The 14952-nt window shown below is 46.4% G+C and carries 18 protein-coding genes and 1 other RNA gene; 15 read left to right on the plus strand and 4 right to left on the minus strand.

Features of this window, described 5'->3' with window-relative positions; all coding sequences use genetic code 11:
* Positions 1-35: 35 nt before the first annotated feature.
* From BS617_RS03420 to BS617_RS03465, 10 genes are all read left to right on the plus strand, one after another.
* Positions 36-407, plus strand: a complete 372-nt coding sequence (locus BS617_RS03420) for a CidA/LrgA family protein (protein ID WP_075171503.1) — start codon at positions 36-38, stop codon at positions 405-407.
* On the plus strand, positions 407-1117 hold the full coding sequence (locus BS617_RS03425; protein ID WP_075171504.1) for an LrgB family protein: 711 nt from the start codon (positions 407-409) through the stop codon (positions 1115-1117). The genes BS617_RS03420 and BS617_RS03425 overlap by 1 nt, the downstream gene beginning before the upstream one ends.
* 97 nt (positions 1118-1214) lie before the next feature.
* Complete coding sequence (gene zapE / locus BS617_RS03430) at positions 1215-2321, plus strand: cell division protein ZapE (RefSeq protein WP_075171505.1); 1107 nt, start codon at positions 1215-1217, stop codon at positions 2319-2321.
* A gap of 203 nt (positions 2322-2524) precedes the next feature.
* Positions 2525-2953 carry a 50S ribosomal protein L13 gene (gene rplM / locus BS617_RS03435; RefSeq protein WP_075171506.1) on the plus strand — a complete coding sequence of 143 codons (429 nt, stop codon included), beginning with the start codon at positions 2525-2527 and terminating at the stop codon, positions 2951-2953.
* A gap of 14 nt (positions 2954-2967) precedes the next feature.
* Complete coding sequence (gene rpsI, locus BS617_RS03440) at positions 2968-3360, plus strand: 30S ribosomal protein S9 (protein WP_075171507.1); 393 nt, start codon at positions 2968-2970, stop codon at positions 3358-3360.
* 266 nt (positions 3361-3626) lie between these two features.
* Positions 3627-4226 (plus strand): ubiquinol-cytochrome c reductase iron-sulfur subunit, encoded by a 600-nt coding sequence (gene petA / locus BS617_RS03445; protein WP_075171508.1) that lies wholly within the window; start codon positions 3627-3629, stop codon positions 4224-4226.
* Positions 4226-5473: a cytochrome b gene (locus tag BS617_RS03450; protein WP_075171509.1), complete on the plus strand. Its 1248-nt coding sequence runs from the start codon at positions 4226-4228 to the stop codon at positions 5471-5473. The genes petA and BS617_RS03450 overlap by 1 nt, the downstream gene beginning before the upstream one ends.
* Positions 5473-6234 (plus strand): cytochrome c1, encoded by a 762-nt coding sequence (locus tag BS617_RS03455; RefSeq protein ID WP_075171510.1) that lies wholly within the window; start codon positions 5473-5475, stop codon positions 6232-6234. The genes BS617_RS03450 and BS617_RS03455 overlap by 1 nt, the downstream gene beginning before the upstream one ends.
* Before the next feature lie 96 nt (positions 6235-6330).
* A complete protein-coding gene (locus BS617_RS03460) occupies positions 6331-6963 on the plus strand; it encodes a glutathione S-transferase N-terminal domain-containing protein (RefSeq protein WP_075171511.1) in 633 nt (210 codons plus the stop codon).
* Positions 6964-7042: 79 nt separating this feature from the next.
* Positions 7043-7450 (plus strand): ClpXP protease specificity-enhancing factor, encoded by a 408-nt coding sequence (locus tag BS617_RS03465; RefSeq protein WP_075171512.1) that lies wholly within the window; start codon positions 7043-7045, stop codon positions 7448-7450.
* A gap of 115 nt (positions 7451-7565) precedes the next feature.
* Here BS617_RS03465 and BS617_RS03470 read toward each other — a convergent pair whose 3' ends face one another.
* Genes BS617_RS03470 through BS617_RS03485 form a run of 4 tightly spaced genes read right to left on the minus strand, consistent with a single transcriptional unit; the run spans position 7566 to position 10951 of the window.
* A complete protein-coding gene (locus tag BS617_RS03470) occupies positions 7566-8150 on the minus strand; it encodes a BON domain-containing protein (protein ID WP_075171513.1) in 585 nt (194 codons plus the stop codon).
* 4 nt (positions 8151-8154) lie between these two features.
* Complete coding sequence (locus tag BS617_RS03475) at positions 8155-8742, minus strand: SIS domain-containing protein (protein WP_075171514.1); 588 nt, start codon at positions 8740-8742, stop codon at positions 8155-8157.
* Between the two features lie 15 nt (positions 8743-8757).
* Positions 8758-9117: a YraN family protein gene (locus BS617_RS03480; RefSeq protein WP_075171515.1), complete on the minus strand. Its 360-nt coding sequence runs from the start codon at positions 9115-9117 to the stop codon at positions 8758-8760.
* 10 nt (positions 9118-9127) lie between these two features.
* The gene (locus BS617_RS03485; protein ID WP_083609919.1) at positions 9128-10951 is read right to left on the minus strand and encodes a penicillin-binding protein activator; all 1824 of its coding nucleotides are present in this window, start codon (positions 10949-10951) and stop codon (positions 9128-9130) included.
* Positions 10952-10984: 33 nt separating this feature from the next.
* Between BS617_RS03485 and rsmI the strand changes: the two genes are divergently transcribed.
* The 5 genes from rsmI (at position 10985) to rsmH (ending at position 14950) form a co-directional block, all read left to right on the plus strand.
* The gene (gene rsmI, locus BS617_RS03490) at positions 10985-11821 is read left to right on the plus strand and encodes a 16S rRNA (cytidine(1402)-2'-O)-methyltransferase (RefSeq protein WP_075171517.1); all 837 of its coding nucleotides are present in this window, start codon (positions 10985-10987) and stop codon (positions 11819-11821) included.
* Between the two features lie 33 nt (positions 11822-11854).
* Positions 11855-12208: RNase P RNA component class A (gene rnpB, locus BS617_RS03495), an RNA gene on the plus strand.
* Between the two features lie 152 nt (positions 12209-12360).
* Positions 12361-13209: a hypothetical protein gene (locus tag BS617_RS03500; RefSeq protein WP_075171518.1), complete on the plus strand. Its 849-nt coding sequence runs from the start codon at positions 12361-12363 to the stop codon at positions 13207-13209.
* Positions 13210-13504: 295 nt separating this feature from the next.
* Positions 13505-13957 carry a division/cell wall cluster transcriptional repressor MraZ gene (gene mraZ, locus BS617_RS03505; protein ID WP_075171519.1) on the plus strand — a complete coding sequence of 151 codons (453 nt, stop codon included), beginning with the start codon at positions 13505-13507 and terminating at the stop codon, positions 13955-13957.
* A 3-nt stretch (positions 13958-13960) separates the two neighbouring features.
* Positions 13961-14950 carry a 16S rRNA (cytosine(1402)-N(4))-methyltransferase RsmH gene (gene rsmH, locus BS617_RS03510; RefSeq protein ID WP_075171520.1) on the plus strand — a complete coding sequence of 330 codons (990 nt, stop codon included), beginning with the start codon at positions 13961-13963 and terminating at the stop codon, positions 14948-14950.
* Positions 14951-14952: the final 2 nt, after the last annotated feature.

The following is a 14952-nucleotide window of genomic DNA, read 5'->3' on the forward strand; positions in this document are numbered from 1 at the left end:
GTGATGAGAGTGAGGGCGATGATGAGGATGTTGAGTTGCTAAACGGTTTTTTGGTGTTGTTAGTCTGCCAATTTTTAGGCGAATTAGCCGTTATGGCTTCCGGAGTTCCTGTGCCAGGGCCTGTGATTGGCATGTTGTTGCTGTTAGTCCTATTGGCTGTTTTAAAGCGGACACCGGCGGATATACGCCTTGTTTCTGAAGGTTTGTTGCGTTACCTAGCGTTTTTGTATGTGCCTGCGGGTGTGGGGCTGATGGTTCACGCGAAACTGCTGGCTGATTATTGGTTGCCGTTAACGATTGCGTTGATGGTCAGTACGTTTTTAGCCTTGTTCTTGACCGCTGCCGTATTTAAGTTGGCGGCTAAGCTGGATAAATCTCGTCATAAAGCGAAAGAGGAGAGTGCGTAATGGACTTTTGGGTTTATTTCGCTGCTAAGCCTTTGTTTTGGGTGATATTGACGACTAGTGTGTTTATCTTTGCGTGTTGGGTTAACCGGCGAGCGAATGGCAGCCCCTTATTGCATCCAGTGTTGGTGTCCATGTTTATCATCATTGTATTTTTGGTGTTCACAGGGACCGATTACAAGACCTATTTTGAAGGCGCTCAGTTCATCCATTTTTTGATTGGCCCGGCCACGGTCGCATTGGCTGTGCCTTTGTTTGATCACTTTAAGCGTATTCGCGAAATGTGGTTGTCGATATTTATTGCGTGCTTTACGGGTGCTTTGGTTGCCATGGTGTCGGTGTTGTTGGTGGCTATGACGTTTGGCCTGCCTGACGAGTTACTGCTGACGTTGGCCCCCAAGAGCGTTACAACTCCAATAGCGATCGGCATTGCGGAAAAAATTGGGGGTATTACCTCTATGGCCGCTGGTTTTGTATTAATTACCGGCGCGATGGGGTGTTTGATGGCGCCGTTTGTGTTTCGTGTATTGGGCATTAAAGATGATGCCGTAAAAGGTTTTGCGTTGGGTTTGGCTGCTCATGGTTTTGGTACGGCTAGCGCTTTTGAAATGAGCGCGCTGGCGGGTGCTTTTGCTGGTTTGGCTATGGGTATTACAGGCTTGATGACCGCATTTTTAGTTCCGGTTGTGGTTGCTGTGCTTGGGATTGGTTAGTTCGCTAGCTTATATTTTTAGCGCGTTTGCTTCTCATGTATATGCGCTGTAAAGTGCGCCACTGTTTTTGTCTTCGATTAAAAAGGTATGTCAGAGAATGACTCCATTAGAGCGTTATAAACAAGATCTGCAACGTGATGATTTTGCCTATGACCCCGCCCAAGAGTTAGCGATTACGCACTTGCAGCGCTTGTATGATGATCTGTTAGCCGCTGAGCGCGAGCAGCCTTCTTCGTTTATTGGCCGCTTGAGTGGTCGCTTTAAGAAAAAAGAAGTCGAGCCGGTTAAAGGGTTGTACTTTTGGGGTGGCGTTGGACGCGGTAAGACATACCTAATGGATGTGTTTTACGATAGTTTACCTTTTACTCGTAAAAACAGGACGCACTTTCATCGGTTTATGCAGCGTGTACACGCTGATTTGCGTGGGCTTGATGGGACTAAAAACCCGTTAGATGAGTTGGCGAAGCGTTATGCTCAAGAATGGCGCATTATTTGTTTTGATGAGTTTTTTGTCTCTGATATTACCGATGCCATGATCTTAGGTGGCTTGTTTGAAAAGCTGTTTATGAACGGCGTTTCATTGGTGGCAACATCTAACATCGTGCCTGATGGTTTGTACAAAGACGGTTTGCAGCGCGCTCGTTTTTTACCTGCCATTGCAATGTTGAATAAGCATACAGAAGTCGTAAATGTTGATGGTGGCGTGGATTACCGTTTACGTACGTTAGAACAGGCTGAGCTATTCCATTATCCGTTGGGTCCTGAAGCCGATGCGAGCTTAACTAAAAGCTTTGAAGCATTAGCACCGGATATCGCAAGTGCTGAAGTGGCTAAACCTATTGAGGTGAATGGCCGTTCAATCGTGTCACGCCGCAGTTGTGAAGATGTGATTTGGTTTGATTTTAAAGCACTTTGCGAGGGGCCGCGATCTCAGAATGATTACATCGAATTAGCAAAAGAATACCATGCTGTTTTGTTATCTAATGTACCTCAGTTAGGGCGTTCGAATGATGATTCAGCACGTCGTTTTATTAATTTGGTGGATGAGTTTTATGACTGCGGCGTCAAATTGATTATCTCTGCTGAAGTGAGCATCGCTAACATCTATACAGAAGGGCGTTTGTCGTTTGAGATAGCCAGAACGCAGAGCCGTTTGCTGGAAATGCAATCGCATGAATACCTGTCACGCGAGCACAAAGCATAGGCTAAAATTTAGTGATTTTTTATAGTAAAGGACTCGCATTGGCGAGTCTTTTTGTCTATAATCCGCGCTCCTCAAATTGTTGAGGTTCGATTGTTGTGGTTTCTTCAGTAATGAATAGACGACAACTAATAATTATAAGGTAAGTCGGCACGGCTTTTTGAAAGCCTCGTTAAGACTTAATTTTTTATATAGGCGAACAATAGATGACTACTTTTGTTGCTAAACCAGCCGAAGTAAAACGCGACTGGTATGTAATTGATGCAGAGGGTAAAACTCTGGGTCGTATGGCTACTGAAATCGCACGCCGTTTACGCGGTAAGCATAAGCCAGAATACACTCCTCACGTAGATACAGGCGATTACATTGTTGTAATCAATGCTGAGAAAGTAAACGTGACGGGTAACAAGCGTAAAGATAAAATGTACTACCGTCACTCAGGCTACCCAGGTGGCTTGAAGCAGGCTAACTTTGAAATCATGATCAACAGCAAGCCAGCTGAGGTTATTGAGCTAGCGGTTAAAGGCATGCTTCCAAAGGGTCCTTTGGGTCGTGCTATGTACACTAAATTGAAAGTGTACGCAGGTAACGAACATCCACATGCGGCTCAGCAGCCTCAAGAATTGAAAATTTAAGGGGATAGTAGATTATGTCAACTACTCAGTATTACGGTACAGGTCGTCGCAAAACTTCTACTGCCCGTGTTTTCTTGCGTCCAGGTACAGGCACTATCACTGTTAATGATCGTACTCTTGATGTGTACTTTGGTCGTGAAACTGCTCGCATGATCGTTCGTCAGCCACTAGAACTGACTGAAACGTTAGAAAAATTTGATGTGTTTGCTACGGTTAAAGGCGGCGGTGGCTTCGGTCAAGCTGGTGCTATCCGTCACGGTATTACTCGTGCACTTATGGAATACGACGAAACGCTTCGTCCTTCACTGCGTAAAGCTGGTTTTGTTACCCGTGACGCTCGTGAAGTTGAGCGTAAGAAAGTTGGTCTGCGTAAAGCACGTAAGAAACCACAATTCTCTAAGCGTTAATTGTCTGCCAGTTTACTGGCAAGCAATTCAGAAAAACGCCCGAAGCCTCACGGCTCGGGCGTTTTTTTATGTCTGCTATATAATCTTGTGCTATATCAATACTTAGTCTAAATGTAGGGGTAATTTATTAATTCACCTTGTATCATAGGGTTATATTCTTTACTATTTTCGCGATTTTAAAGAACCGAATTTTGTAGCTTTATACTTTTCGGCCGGTGATCTTTTTTATAAAAATAAAGGCGGGGCTGAATGTGGGGGAGAACTTGATGAGCAATGACGGCGTGAACAAGGGTCGGCGTCGCCTACTGATCGGTGCTACTTCTGCCGTTGGGGCAGTAGGTGCTGTGGGGGCTGCAGTACCGTTTGTAGCTTCTTGGAATCCGAGCGCTAAGGCTAAAGCGGCGGGTGCACCTGCGAAAGCAGACATCAGTAAGCTAGAGCCTGGGCAGCAAATGATCGTAGAATGGCGCGGAAAGCCAGTCTGGGTTGTTAAACGTGGCCAAGAAGCATTAAAAAATTTAGAAGCGCTGGATCCTAGTCGTTTAGCTGATCCGCTTTCAAGCGTACCGCAGCAGCCTGATTACATTCCTAAAAACGCTTACCGTGCAATACGCGATGACATTTCGGTGTTGGTGGGTATTTGTACGCACTTGGGTTGTTCTCCTACGTATCGTCCAGAAGTCGCGCCTGCTGACTTAGGTGCTGATTGGGTGGGCGGTTATTACTGTCCATGTCATGGGTCTCGTTTTGATTTGTCTGGTCGTGTGCTTAAAGGTTCCCCAGCGCCGACAAATCTTGTGATCCCTCCTTATACGTTTGAGGATGACGATATTCTCGTCGTCGGTATCGATCAGGAGGCTGTGTAATGGCTGGCTATCGCAATAAGGGTAAAGGCGGTTTCATGGGGTGGGTCGATGACCGTTTCCCAGCAACGGCTATGTGGGAAGATCATCTTTCCAAGTACTACGCGCCAAAAAACTTTAACTTTTGGTATTTCTTTGGCTCTTTAGCCATGCTCGTTTTGGTTAACCAGATTATTACTGGTATTTGGTTAACGATGAACTACAACCCTTCAGCAGAAGGGGCGTTTGCGTCTATTGAATACATCATGCGTGATGTCGACTACGGTTGGCTGTTGCGCTATATGCACTCTACGGGTGCGTCTGCATTTTTCTGTGTTGTGTATCTGCATATGTTCCGTGGCATGCTTTATGGTTCGTACCGTAAGCCGCGTGAGTTGGTGTGGATCTTTGGTATGACAATCTACTTGGCGCTAATGGCTGAAGCCTTCATGGGTTATTTGTTGCCTTGGGGTCAGATGTCTTACTGGGGTGCGCAGGTTATTGTTTCGCTATTCTCGGCGGTGCCATTTATTGGCCCTGATTTAGCTGAGTGGATTCGTGGTGACTACCTGATTTCTGGTGTTACGCTAACACGTTTCTTTGCGCTGCATGTTATCGCTTTACCTATCGTGCTATTAGCTTTGGTTGTTCTGCACATCATTGCATTGCATGAAGTGGGTTCTAACAACCCAGATGGTATCGAAATTAAAGAAAACAAAGACGAAAATGGTGTGCCACGTGATGGTATCCCGTTCCACCCTTATTATACTGTTAAAGATATTGTGGGTGTTGTGGTCTTCTTGTTTGTCTTCTGTACCGTAATCTTCTTCTTCCCTGAAGGGGGTGGTTACTTTATTGAGGCGCCAAACTTTGAGCCAGCTAACCCGCTGAAAACGCCACCGCATATTGCGCCTGTTTGGTACTTCACGCCTTTCTATGCCATGTTGCGTGCTATTCCGCCAATTGCTGCTTCCCAGTTCCCTGGTGTGGTAGTGATGGGTGGTGCGATTGCTATCTTGTTTGTGTTGCCTTGGTTAGATCGCAGCCCTGTTAAGTCTATCCGTTACAAAGGCTGGATGAGTAAAGTGGCGTTGGCTATCTTTGCTGTAAGCTTTGTGATCTTGGGTTACTTAGGTGTTGTTGCTTCTACACCGGGTCGTACGCTGGTTGCTCAGATCTGTACAGGTCTGTACTTCGCGTTCTTCTTCTTAATGCCTATTTACACGCGTTTGGAGAAAACTAAACCAGTTCCGGAAAGGGTGACAGGGTAATGAAAAAATTTGTAATCGCTTTCGTTATGTCGTTGTTCCCGGTTGTGGCTATGGCAGCTACAGAAGGGGTTAAATTAGATCACATTGAAATAGACCTAGAGAATCAGGCGTCGCTTCAGCGTGGTATGCAAACGTTTGTAAATAACTGCTTGGGTTGTCACTCTGCCCAATATCAGCGTTATGAGCGTGCTGCGAATGACTTGGGTATGCCGAATGAGTTGGTTGAAGAGCATTTGTTGTTAGGTGACCAAAAAATAGGTGATCAAATGACTATTGCTATGCAAAAAGCTGATGCCGGCAAGTGGTTTGGTAATCCACCACCTGATTTAACGCTTGAAGCGCGTTTGCGTGGACCTGATTGGATTTATACGTATTTACGTAGCTTCTATAAAGATGAGTCTCGTCCTTGGGGTGTGAATAACGTTGTTTTTGCTGATGTAGGTATGCCAAACGTTTTGGAATACTTACAAGGTGAGCAAGTTAACCACTGTACACCTGAAGAACTGATGCATGCGGAGAAGAAAATTGACCCGCTAACCGGTCAAGAAATGGGTGGCTGCTTAACCATCAGCAAGGCGGGTTTACAAACGCCAGCTGAGTTTGACCGCACCATTTATGACTTGGTTAACTTTATGGCATACATTGGGGAGCCTTCAAAACTCGATTCTCATCGCATTGGTACTAAGGTGTTAATCTTCTTGTTCATATTCTTCTTTATCGCTTATGCGCTTAAGAAAGAATATTGGAGAGATGTACACTGATCTAATCGAAAAAATCTGTTAGAATGCTTCTTTCGCGCGGCCTGTTAAAGGCCGCGTTTGTTTATTTTTAGCGGTAAGTTATATGGGGATATATTGATGGGAGTTGTGGCGAAGCGTTCTTCCATGACCTTTTACTCTGATGGTAGTGATCACTACAGCCACCGCGTACGCATCGTGCTGGCCGAGAAAGGTGTTGCTGTTGATGTGATCGATTGTCATGTTGAAGATTTGCCAGAAGATCTGGCGGGTTTGAATCCATACAACAGCTTGCCAACGCTTTTGGATAGGGAACTGGTTCTTTATGAATCAAATGTGATGATGGAATACCTTGATGAGCGTTTTCCTCATCCGCCATTGTTACCAGTTTATCCTGTAGCGCGTGCTGAAAGCCGTTTGTTTATGTACCGAATCCAGCGCGATTGGTGTAAGCATGTTGATCTTTTGGTTTCGGGCAAAGGCAGTGAAGCTGAGTTAGAATCAGCACGTAAGGACTTGCGTGATAGCTTTGTTGCTATTTCGCCAATCTTTGGTGAAAAGCCGTTCTTTATGAGCGATGAGTTCACATTAGTCGATTGCTGTCTTGCGCCAATTTTGTGGCGTTTACCGTCTTTGGGTATTGAACTGCCTGAAGCGCAATGTAAGCATTTACTGGCTTATATGGATCGTTTGTTCGAGCGTGAATCTTTCCGTGATAGCCTATCGGATGGTGAGCGCGAAATGCGCGACTAGTATTTGGTAATTTGCCTGTATTATTAAAAAGGGATGCGTTGTCATCCTTTTTTTTTGGAATGTTGGGAGTGGTTAGGATATGAACCCGAGTCGTCCTTATCTTATTCGAGGCCTTCACGAGTGGCTTATTGATAATGATTTAACGCCGCATATTGCTGTAGACGCTTTTGTGAAGGGCGTAATGGTCCCTGAGCAATTTATCTCGGATGGACAAATTGTTTTAAATATCAGTCCGTCGGCGGTTGTTGGTCTGACTATTGATGATCATGCTGTCAGTTTCAGCGCGCGTTTTGGTGGTATGCCAATGAATGTGTATGTGCCAATGAGTGCTGTTTTAGCTATTTACGCGCGGGAAACTGGCGCGGGGATGGGGTTTGGTCAAGAGCCGGGTGCAGAGCTGTATGCGAGTGATGATTACGATCCTGAGCCGCCAGAACCAGAGCAGCCAAAAAAGGCAGCACGCCCATCGCTTAAGGTCGTGAAATAGTCGATATCGGCAGGGTAATGGTTGTGTAGTTAGAGCTGATAATATAAAAAAGCCACCAGGTTTAATTAGATCTGGTGGCTTTTTTTTGGGGCTACATCTAGAGAAGGTCTAGTTGTTAGCGCTTAGGGATGTATTCAAAGACTTTTACGATGCGTTGAACGCCTGGCACAGTGCGGATGATACTAATCGCAAGATTTGCTTCTTGTTCGGTTACTAGCCCCATGAGGTAAACAGAGCTGTTTTCGGTAACGACTTTAATGCGGCCGCCATCGATGTTTTCTGTGGCTAGTAGTTGTAATTTGATGCGGCTGGTTAAGTAAGCATCGTTAGTGCGGACAATACCTGATGTCGGGCCTGCAATTTCAAGTTCGTTATGGATTTTACGGACCTTGCGAGTTTGCATGGCTATCTGCTCGGCTTCTGTTTTAGCCGCTTCGCTGGGTACTTGGCCTGTGAGTAATACGATGCCGTTGTAGCTTGTAACGCCGATATGGGCGCTATTTACGGCCTTTGAGCCTTTGTTGATGTTGACGAGCGTTTTGTTTTCGATCAGTTCGTCTTCGACGTAAGCCCCAAGTGTGCGCTTGCCGGAGTCTTCTTGGATGGGTTCTTCTCGTGTGGCGCTAATGAGTGAGGCGCAGCCTGATAGTGTGCCTATCAGGCATAGGGTAGAAATCAGTTTGATTGATGTTGTGTTCATGTAATCAGGCTCCAAATAACTGGTAATCAATTAGGTCGCATAAACAATGTAAAACCAAAAGGTGCGCACCGTAGATCATCGCATTGTCTTCTGATGGTACGCATATTTCGACCTCGTCGGGTCGTAAAAGTGCGGAGATGTTGCTGCTTTGTGAGCCGGTAATGGCAATCACGGACATGTCTCTATCGTGGGCTGACTGGATCGCTTGGACTAGGCTGTTTGATTTGCCTTGGTTTGATATAACCAAGAGTACATCGCCCGGTTGTCCTATTGCGCGTATCTGTTTGGCGTAAACATCACTAAAGCTGCCTTCTTCCGCTATACCTGTCAGTGCGGCGCTATCGGTTCCAATCGTCAAGGCGGGCAGCCCCGGACGTTCGTGGCGAAAACGGTTGAGGAGGAGTGATGAGAAATGCTGCGCCAATGCAGCGGATCCGCCATTGCCTACACACAATACTTTTAGCTCACTGGCTAGGCTCGCCATAATAAGTTCGCTGGCGTGAGCTATTAACGGTGTGTATTGCTCAATGGTATGGGCATTTGTGTCCATTGAGTTGTGGAACAGATTAATAATACGATCTTCAAGTTCCATTAACGCTTTCCGGAGTCAAAGTCTGAAGGCGTCTTTATACCATATTGGCTGACTGTCTTCAGGTGAGGATTCATAGGCTAATACGTCAAAACGGCAGTTATAATTTTGAAAACTGGGATGAGTCATCAAAAAATGCTGAGCTGTTTTTATTAGCTTGTTTTGTTTATTGGGGGTGACTGATAGCGCAGCCCCTCCAAACTGTTTGCTTTTGCGATAGCGAACTTCGGCAAATACCAGCACGTTGCTTTCGAGTAAAATGAGATCTATTTCACCCATTTTACAAAAATAGTTACGCTTTACAGGGCGAAGACCTTTCTTAATAAGCCAATGCCATGCCCTGTCTTCAACATCCTTGCCGATTGTGCGTTTGTCCATACGTTTACAATTATTCCATTAATACAGGGATGCCTTGTTTAAACACAGCCCATTGTAAATGTCGCATTACTTTATTGTTTGAGTTGACCGATAATTGCCCTGTTTCACCGTTGAGTTGCGCACCAGGAGTCATGCTCAGCTCCTGTAGATAAGGGTACAGGTTGTATGCGTCTGCTCCAAGTGCATATAAACGGCCATAGCGCGTTTGGGTGTTGTTTTTGGTGCTGGCAATAGATCGCTGTAAAGCCGATGGTGGAGATAGAATCCATGGGATATCACCAAACATAACGCCATTTAAATCGATATCGGCTTTGGGGTCGGGGGAGCCGCCATAGACCTGAGAGGTAGCATACACAGGGATGTTATTCGCAAAATAGAACTTCAGGAAGGGTTTTATAAGCCGAGCATCCTGAGGCCGGGCGGCTAATAAGATAACATCGGCATCATTACGGCGAACGTTGGCGAAGCTGTAGCTTTGTTTTTTGCGGCGTCGTGCTTCGTTAGCACGTAAGCGTCCGATATCTACCCGCAGCAGTTGCGGGATCTGTTGTGATAGTTTGCTGCTATCAAAAAGAAGCGAATCAGCAACGCTGCCACCTAATTCGGTAAAGGTGTTGGTGAATGCAGTATGGGCGCGACGACCCCAATCCGAATCGGGAGCAATAATTAAAGCACTGTATTTGCCTGCATTGATAGCTGTTGTGGCTGCATCCCGAGCTTCGTCTTCGGCGGATAGGCCAAATTGATAGAGGTTGAATGCACTGGTGTCTGCATAGTTAAGCGCTAAAAAAGGTAAAGGTAGCTCGTTGTAATTGGCGAGCGCGTTGACCTTGTCTTTATCTAGCGGGCCAATAATCATTTCTAGCCCTTGGTTTGTCACAGCGCTGAGAATTTCTTCGGCTGTATTCAATGGTGCGCTATCGATAAACACGATTTCGGGTGTAAAGCCGTTGGCTTGTGCGTTGGCTTGGGCTTTGAGTATGCCTTCGGTGATAGCACTGCCAGCGTTTTCTAGGGCGCCGGATTGCGGAAGGAGTATGCCGATACGCGCTACATTTTCAATATTAGCGCTGCCACCGGTAATGAGGTCCTGAGGCATAATTTGTGCCGCCGGGTGCGCTTGCCATACAGCCAACCAATTATCAATGTTGGTTTCTGATGTGCGAACATCAATCACTTGACGCGCTGATTGAGCCAGTTCTAGCCAGCCCTGCAAGATATAATCGTTGTTGGGCTGTTGTAGTTCTTGGTATAGCTCTTGATTATTTAGTTGCTGAAGCGCGGCCCATATTTGGTCATGATAAGCCTGTAATTGGGCTTCATCGTGCACATAGCGAGTGCTTTCAATAAGGATCTTGGCTTCTTCTAGTGCCTGACCGTTGAGGTTAAAGGCGTCGGCATACAGTTGCTCGGATAATAAGACGTCTTCCTCGGGAAGGGTGCTCAAGCTTGGCATATAAGCAAGATAGCTTAATGCGCGTTCTGCATCATTGGCTTGTATGGCGCGTTGAGTTTGAAGGCTTAAGATATCGAAGCGCAATGCTGGCGGTAAAATGTCAGTATCAATGCCGTCCAGCAAGCTCAGCGCGCGATCTTCTTCGCCTCGTGCGATGAGCTGCTTCGCTGCTTCAAGTTTGAGCTGGGCTGATTGAATAGGGGGAGCGCTATTGGCTTGATCAATCAGTGACTCAACCGGCATCTGCATGCCTGATTGTTGTGTATTGGTATTACCACTTCTGTCCACAACATCTGGGCTTTGCATAGGCGGCATAGCGCAGCCGGCAATTAATGCCGATAAAGCAACAGTTAGAGACAGGCGTTTCAAATTCATCATATACTCTAGCACCCTGATGATGGATGGATTGTTATGTTTGATGCAGTTTTATTTGTTGTGGCGACACCTATTGGTAACTTAGGTGATATGACGCCACGAGCGGTGGAGGTTCTGCAGTCCGTTGCTCTTATTGCGGCAGAGGACACTCGCCACAGCAGCCGTTTAATGGCGCACTTTAACATTAAAGCGCCCATGATTTCATTGCATGATCATAACGAACGGCAAAGACTGCAAACAATACTGGATAAATTGGCCGCTGGCGACTCTATCGCGTTGATTTCTGACGCTGGAACGCCATTAATTTCCGATCCGGGCTTTATTTTGGTCCGTGCTGTACGTGAAGCCGGTTTTAAAGTCGTTCCTGTGCCGGGAGCTTGTGCTGTTATCACGGCAATGTGTGCGTCTGGTGTGCCTACTGATAAGTTTGTTTTTGAGGGCTTTTTACCTGCTAAACGGGTGGGGCGTAAGCAAAAATTTGAAGCGTTAGTTGCGGAAGAGCGAACCGTTATTTTTTATGAATCTACTCATCGCATACTGGATTCATTGGCTGATATGCGCGATGTGTTGGGTGAAGATCGCTATGTGGTGGTGGCTCGTGAGCTGACTAAAACATTTGAGACGATTCATGGCGATACGTTGGGTAATGTGATTGAGTGGATCACTGCTGATCATAATCAGCAAAAAGGTGAATTTGTTTTGTTGGTTCAAGGTGTGGAGCTGGAAAGTAGTGACGGACCCTCGCCCGAGGCGTTAAAAGTGCTAGATGTGCTTTTAGAGGAGCTGCCGGTTAAACAGGCGTCTGCGCTGGCGGCAAAAATCACTGGTGAGAAGAAGAATGCGCTTTATCAGATTGCGCTTAATCGTAAGTAGTGTCTGGGAATAGTTTTTGATATGATGCGCGCCTGAGTTCGCCGGGCAGTCGCCGTTTAGCAGTAGCTAGAGGGAGGAAAGTCCGGGCTCCATAGGGCAAGGTGCCAGATAACGTCTGGGCGGCGCGAGCCGACGGCCAGTGCAGCAGAGAGTAAACCGCCTAAGTATCTTCGGATACCGGTAAGGGTGAAAGGGTGCGGTAAGAGCGCACCGCGTGGGTGGCAACATTCCACGGCATGGTAAACCCCACCAGGAGCAAGACCAAATAGGGATCCATTAGGTGTGGCCCGCATCGGATCCGGGTAGGTCGCTTGAGATGTATAGCGATGTACATACTAGATGAATGACTGTCCTCGACAGAACCCGGCTTACAGGCGAACTCAGACTCTTTCCTTCTTTCCCTTTCTAATCTTTCCCTTTCTAATCTTTCTGTTTCTATTTGGCGTCATCTGTTGACTGTCTAGCTATGCTGCTTTATCTTTTTCCGACATATTGTCTGTATCTAGCCTAGGGAAAGGTGTGAATCCAATAGGTGCGTAATGCGTCATCTTTCCTTGCTCGTATTTTTATGTTTTCTTTTGGCTGGTTGCTCTTCTTCGGGGTTGCGTTCGTCAGTTGCTGACGAGCATTTGCCTATGTGTTTAGCGCCTCCTTTGCCTTTTCAATCGACAAGCCCTCAAATCTCGGCCCCTAAAAATACTATAATGGTACACCCTGGGTTGCTGCTTTTAGTTGATTGGGGTGGTCAGCGGGCTTTGGATGTGGGGCATTCATTGGTGGAGCAAGGTTATGCGGAGCGTATCTTAGAAGTACGCTCGCGAATGAAGGCGCCAATGCTTGAGCAGATGGTTAAAGACGGCGGCGGTGATTACGTGGGTATCCACTACAGTATGGGTGGCGCACCCAAGGTGTTGAAAGCGGCCGTTGATGCAGCGGCGCAGGTGTCGAGCGAGCATGGTGTTGACACGCAGTATTCAGCCATTATGGTTGACCCTTTCGCTTTGGGGCTGCTCGAAAAGCGAATCAATCCTGATAGTGCTCATTTAAAGCAGGTCTTTGTGATCTTGTCTAATCGTTATATGCCATTACGTCCTGATCCTTCTTTGTTATCTAGCCGGGTAATGCAGCACCCTAAGTTTCACTTTATTTTTGCTGAAGAGTACGGTGTGCGATGGAATCATTTTACTTTCTTAACGGATGTGAAAAATGATCAACGTAGTACGCAGAACGCGCAGCGAGGTCGTGAAATCTTTGAGCAGGTGCTGCAGGGGGCTTTCGAAGGTCTGCCATCAGATGTGATCGCTAGTAATTTACAGCATTTACGATTGCGCTATGCACGGCAAGATGGGCGATCCTTGATTCCTGGTTTGTGCCGTTTGGATAGCTAGCCTGCGCGCTTTTTGATCTGTCGTTTTATTCAATCAGCATCCCAGCATTGTCTTGGATGTCATTTCTCTTTTTATCCCTAAGTCTTTGTTTTATATAAAGCCGATTGTTTTCTTTCGTTTTTCTGCTCTTGCTTAGATCAATTTTGCTAATACACCCTTTAGTTAGTGAGTGAATACCTCTGTCTCAAACTTGCAAAGGGGGTGGTTAGTTCCTATAGTGTGCGGTAGTGGGTAAATGTGGGTAAAAGTGGCGCTTTGTGAGTTGAGGTGTTGCTCAAGTGGAGAAATACAGACGGTGTTTCGCGGGGTTAATCAAGTCAATTTAGATGCCAAAGGGCGTCTTGCCATACCGGCGCGCTACCGAGATCAAATCTCGGTGCAGTGTTCTGGGCATATGGTGTTGACGATTGATACTGAGGAACGATGCCTGTTGTTGTACCCCATTGATGACTGGGAAGAGATTCAAGAAAAGGTGAATGCGCTCCCAAGTTTTAACCCTGCCGCGCGACGTTTGCAGCGTTTGTTGATCGGTCATGCGACTGATCTGGATATGGATGGTAATGGTCGATTGTTGATCCCATCGCTGCTGAGAGAGTATGCGGGCTTGGATAAAAAAGTCATTTTGCTAGGACAAGGTCGCAAATTTGAGTTGTGGGATGAGGCGGCGTGGAATGAAACGCGTGAAGAGTATCTCCAAATTGATGATGCCAGCGGCAATTTTGACGGTTTACAAAATTTATCCCTTTGATAGATGCATGCCCGTTTCGGGGTGCCAAAACAGGACAAGCGAGTGAGTAACGAGAACGGCGAAACCTTTCAGCACATAACCGTCATGTTAAATGAGGCGGTGCAGGCTCTGGTGCAAAATCCAGATGGCTTTTATGTGGATGGTACCTTTGGTCGTGGTGGTCACTCGGCTCTTGTGTTGGAGCAGCTATCAGGTAAAGGTCGCTTAATGGCGATCGATAAAGATTTAGAAGCAATAGCGCATGCCGGTAAGCGGTTTGCGGATGAACCACGTTTTGATATTGCTCATGGGTCGTTTGCGCAATTAGGGGAATTTGTTACAGAACGCGGTTTTTTTGAGAAAGTTGACGGCGTTCTTTTGGACTTAGGTGTTAGCTCACCGCAGTTAGATGATCCTATGCGAGGATTTAGCTTTCAGCATGACGGCCCTCTTGATATGCGCATGGACACAACGCAAGGCGAAAGTGCTGCGCAATGGTTAAGTCATGCCAGCGAGGCCGAAATAGCAGATGTTATTTTCACCTACGGAGAAGATAAGTTTGGTCGTCGTATGGCGAAAGCTATCGTTAAAGAACGCGAAATAGCTCCAATCGAAACGACGGCTCGCTTAGCTAAAATCATTTCCGAGGCTAACCCTTCCTGGGAAAAAGGTAAGCATCCTGCTACTCGCGCCTTTCAAGCTATTCGTATTCATGTCAACCGTGAATTAGAGGATTTAGAGCGCTGTTTAGACAGCGCATTAGATTCTTTAAAAGTGGGCGGGCGATTGGTCATTATTAGTTTTCATTCACTAGAAGATCGCATAGTTAAGCGCTTTATTCGCAAATATGTAAAGGGTGATGAGCATCTGCCGCGGGGAATTCCTTTTACACAGGATATGTTGGATCAGCGTCTTAAAGCTGAAGGAAAAATGTCTAAAGCGTCAACAGCGGAAGTTGAAGAAAACCCTCGTTCACGCAGTGCCGTGATGCGTGTGGCCACTAAATTAAAGTAAGG

This window comes from Neptunomonas phycophila, assembly GCF_001922575.1.
Classification (GTDB): domain Bacteria; phylum Pseudomonadota; class Gammaproteobacteria; order Pseudomonadales; family Balneatricaceae; genus Neptunomonas; species Neptunomonas phycophila.

Excerpts from the sequence above, each read along its gene's own strand:
- BS617_RS03425 (WP_075171504.1), top strand. The coding sequence starts at position 407 with ATGGACTTTTGGGTTTATTTCGCTGCTAAGCCTTTGTTTTGGGTGATA.
- zapE (WP_075171505.1), top strand. The coding sequence starts at position 1,215 with ATGACTCCATTAGAGCGTTATAAACAAGATCTGCAACGTGATGATTTT.
- rplM (WP_075171506.1), top strand. The coding sequence starts at position 2,525 with ATGACTACTTTTGTTGCTAAACCAGCCGAAGTAAAACGCGACTGGTAT.
- rpsI (WP_075171507.1), top strand. The coding sequence starts at position 2,968 with ATGTCAACTACTCAGTATTACGGTACAGGTCGTCGCAAAACTTCTACT.
- petA (WP_075171508.1), top strand. The coding sequence starts at position 3,627 with ATGAGCAATGACGGCGTGAACAAGGGTCGGCGTCGCCTACTGATCGGT.
- BS617_RS03450 (WP_075171509.1), top strand. The coding sequence starts at position 4,226 with ATGGCTGGCTATCGCAATAAGGGTAAAGGCGGTTTCATGGGGTGGGTC.
- BS617_RS03455 (WP_075171510.1), top strand. The coding sequence starts at position 5,473 with ATGAAAAAATTTGTAATCGCTTTCGTTATGTCGTTGTTCCCGGTTGTG.
- BS617_RS03460 (WP_075171511.1), top strand. The coding sequence starts at position 6,331 with ATGGGAGTTGTGGCGAAGCGTTCTTCCATGACCTTTTACTCTGATGGT.
- BS617_RS03465 (WP_075171512.1), top strand. The coding sequence starts at position 7,043 with ATGAACCCGAGTCGTCCTTATCTTATTCGAGGCCTTCACGAGTGGCTT.
- BS617_RS03470 (WP_075171513.1), bottom strand. The coding sequence starts at position 8,150 with ATGAACACAACATCAATCAAACTGATTTCTACCCTATGCCTGATAGGC.
- BS617_RS03475 (WP_075171514.1), bottom strand. The coding sequence starts at position 8,742 with ATGGAACTTGAAGATCGTATTATTAATCTGTTCCACAACTCAATGGAC.
- BS617_RS03480 (WP_075171515.1), bottom strand. The coding sequence starts at position 9,117 with ATGGACAAACGCACAATCGGCAAGGATGTTGAAGACAGGGCATGGCAT.
- BS617_RS03485 (WP_083609919.1), bottom strand. The coding sequence starts at position 10,951 with ATGATGAATTTGAAACGCCTGTCTCTAACTGTTGCTTTATCGGCATTA.
- rsmI (WP_075171517.1), top strand. The coding sequence starts at position 10,985 with ATGTTTGATGCAGTTTTATTTGTTGTGGCGACACCTATTGGTAACTTA.
- BS617_RS03500 (WP_075171518.1), top strand. The coding sequence starts at position 12,361 with ATGCGTCATCTTTCCTTGCTCGTATTTTTATGTTTTCTTTTGGCTGGT.
- rsmH (WP_075171520.1), top strand. The coding sequence starts at position 13,961 with ATGCATGCCCGTTTCGGGGTGCCAAAACAGGACAAGCGAGTGAGTAAC.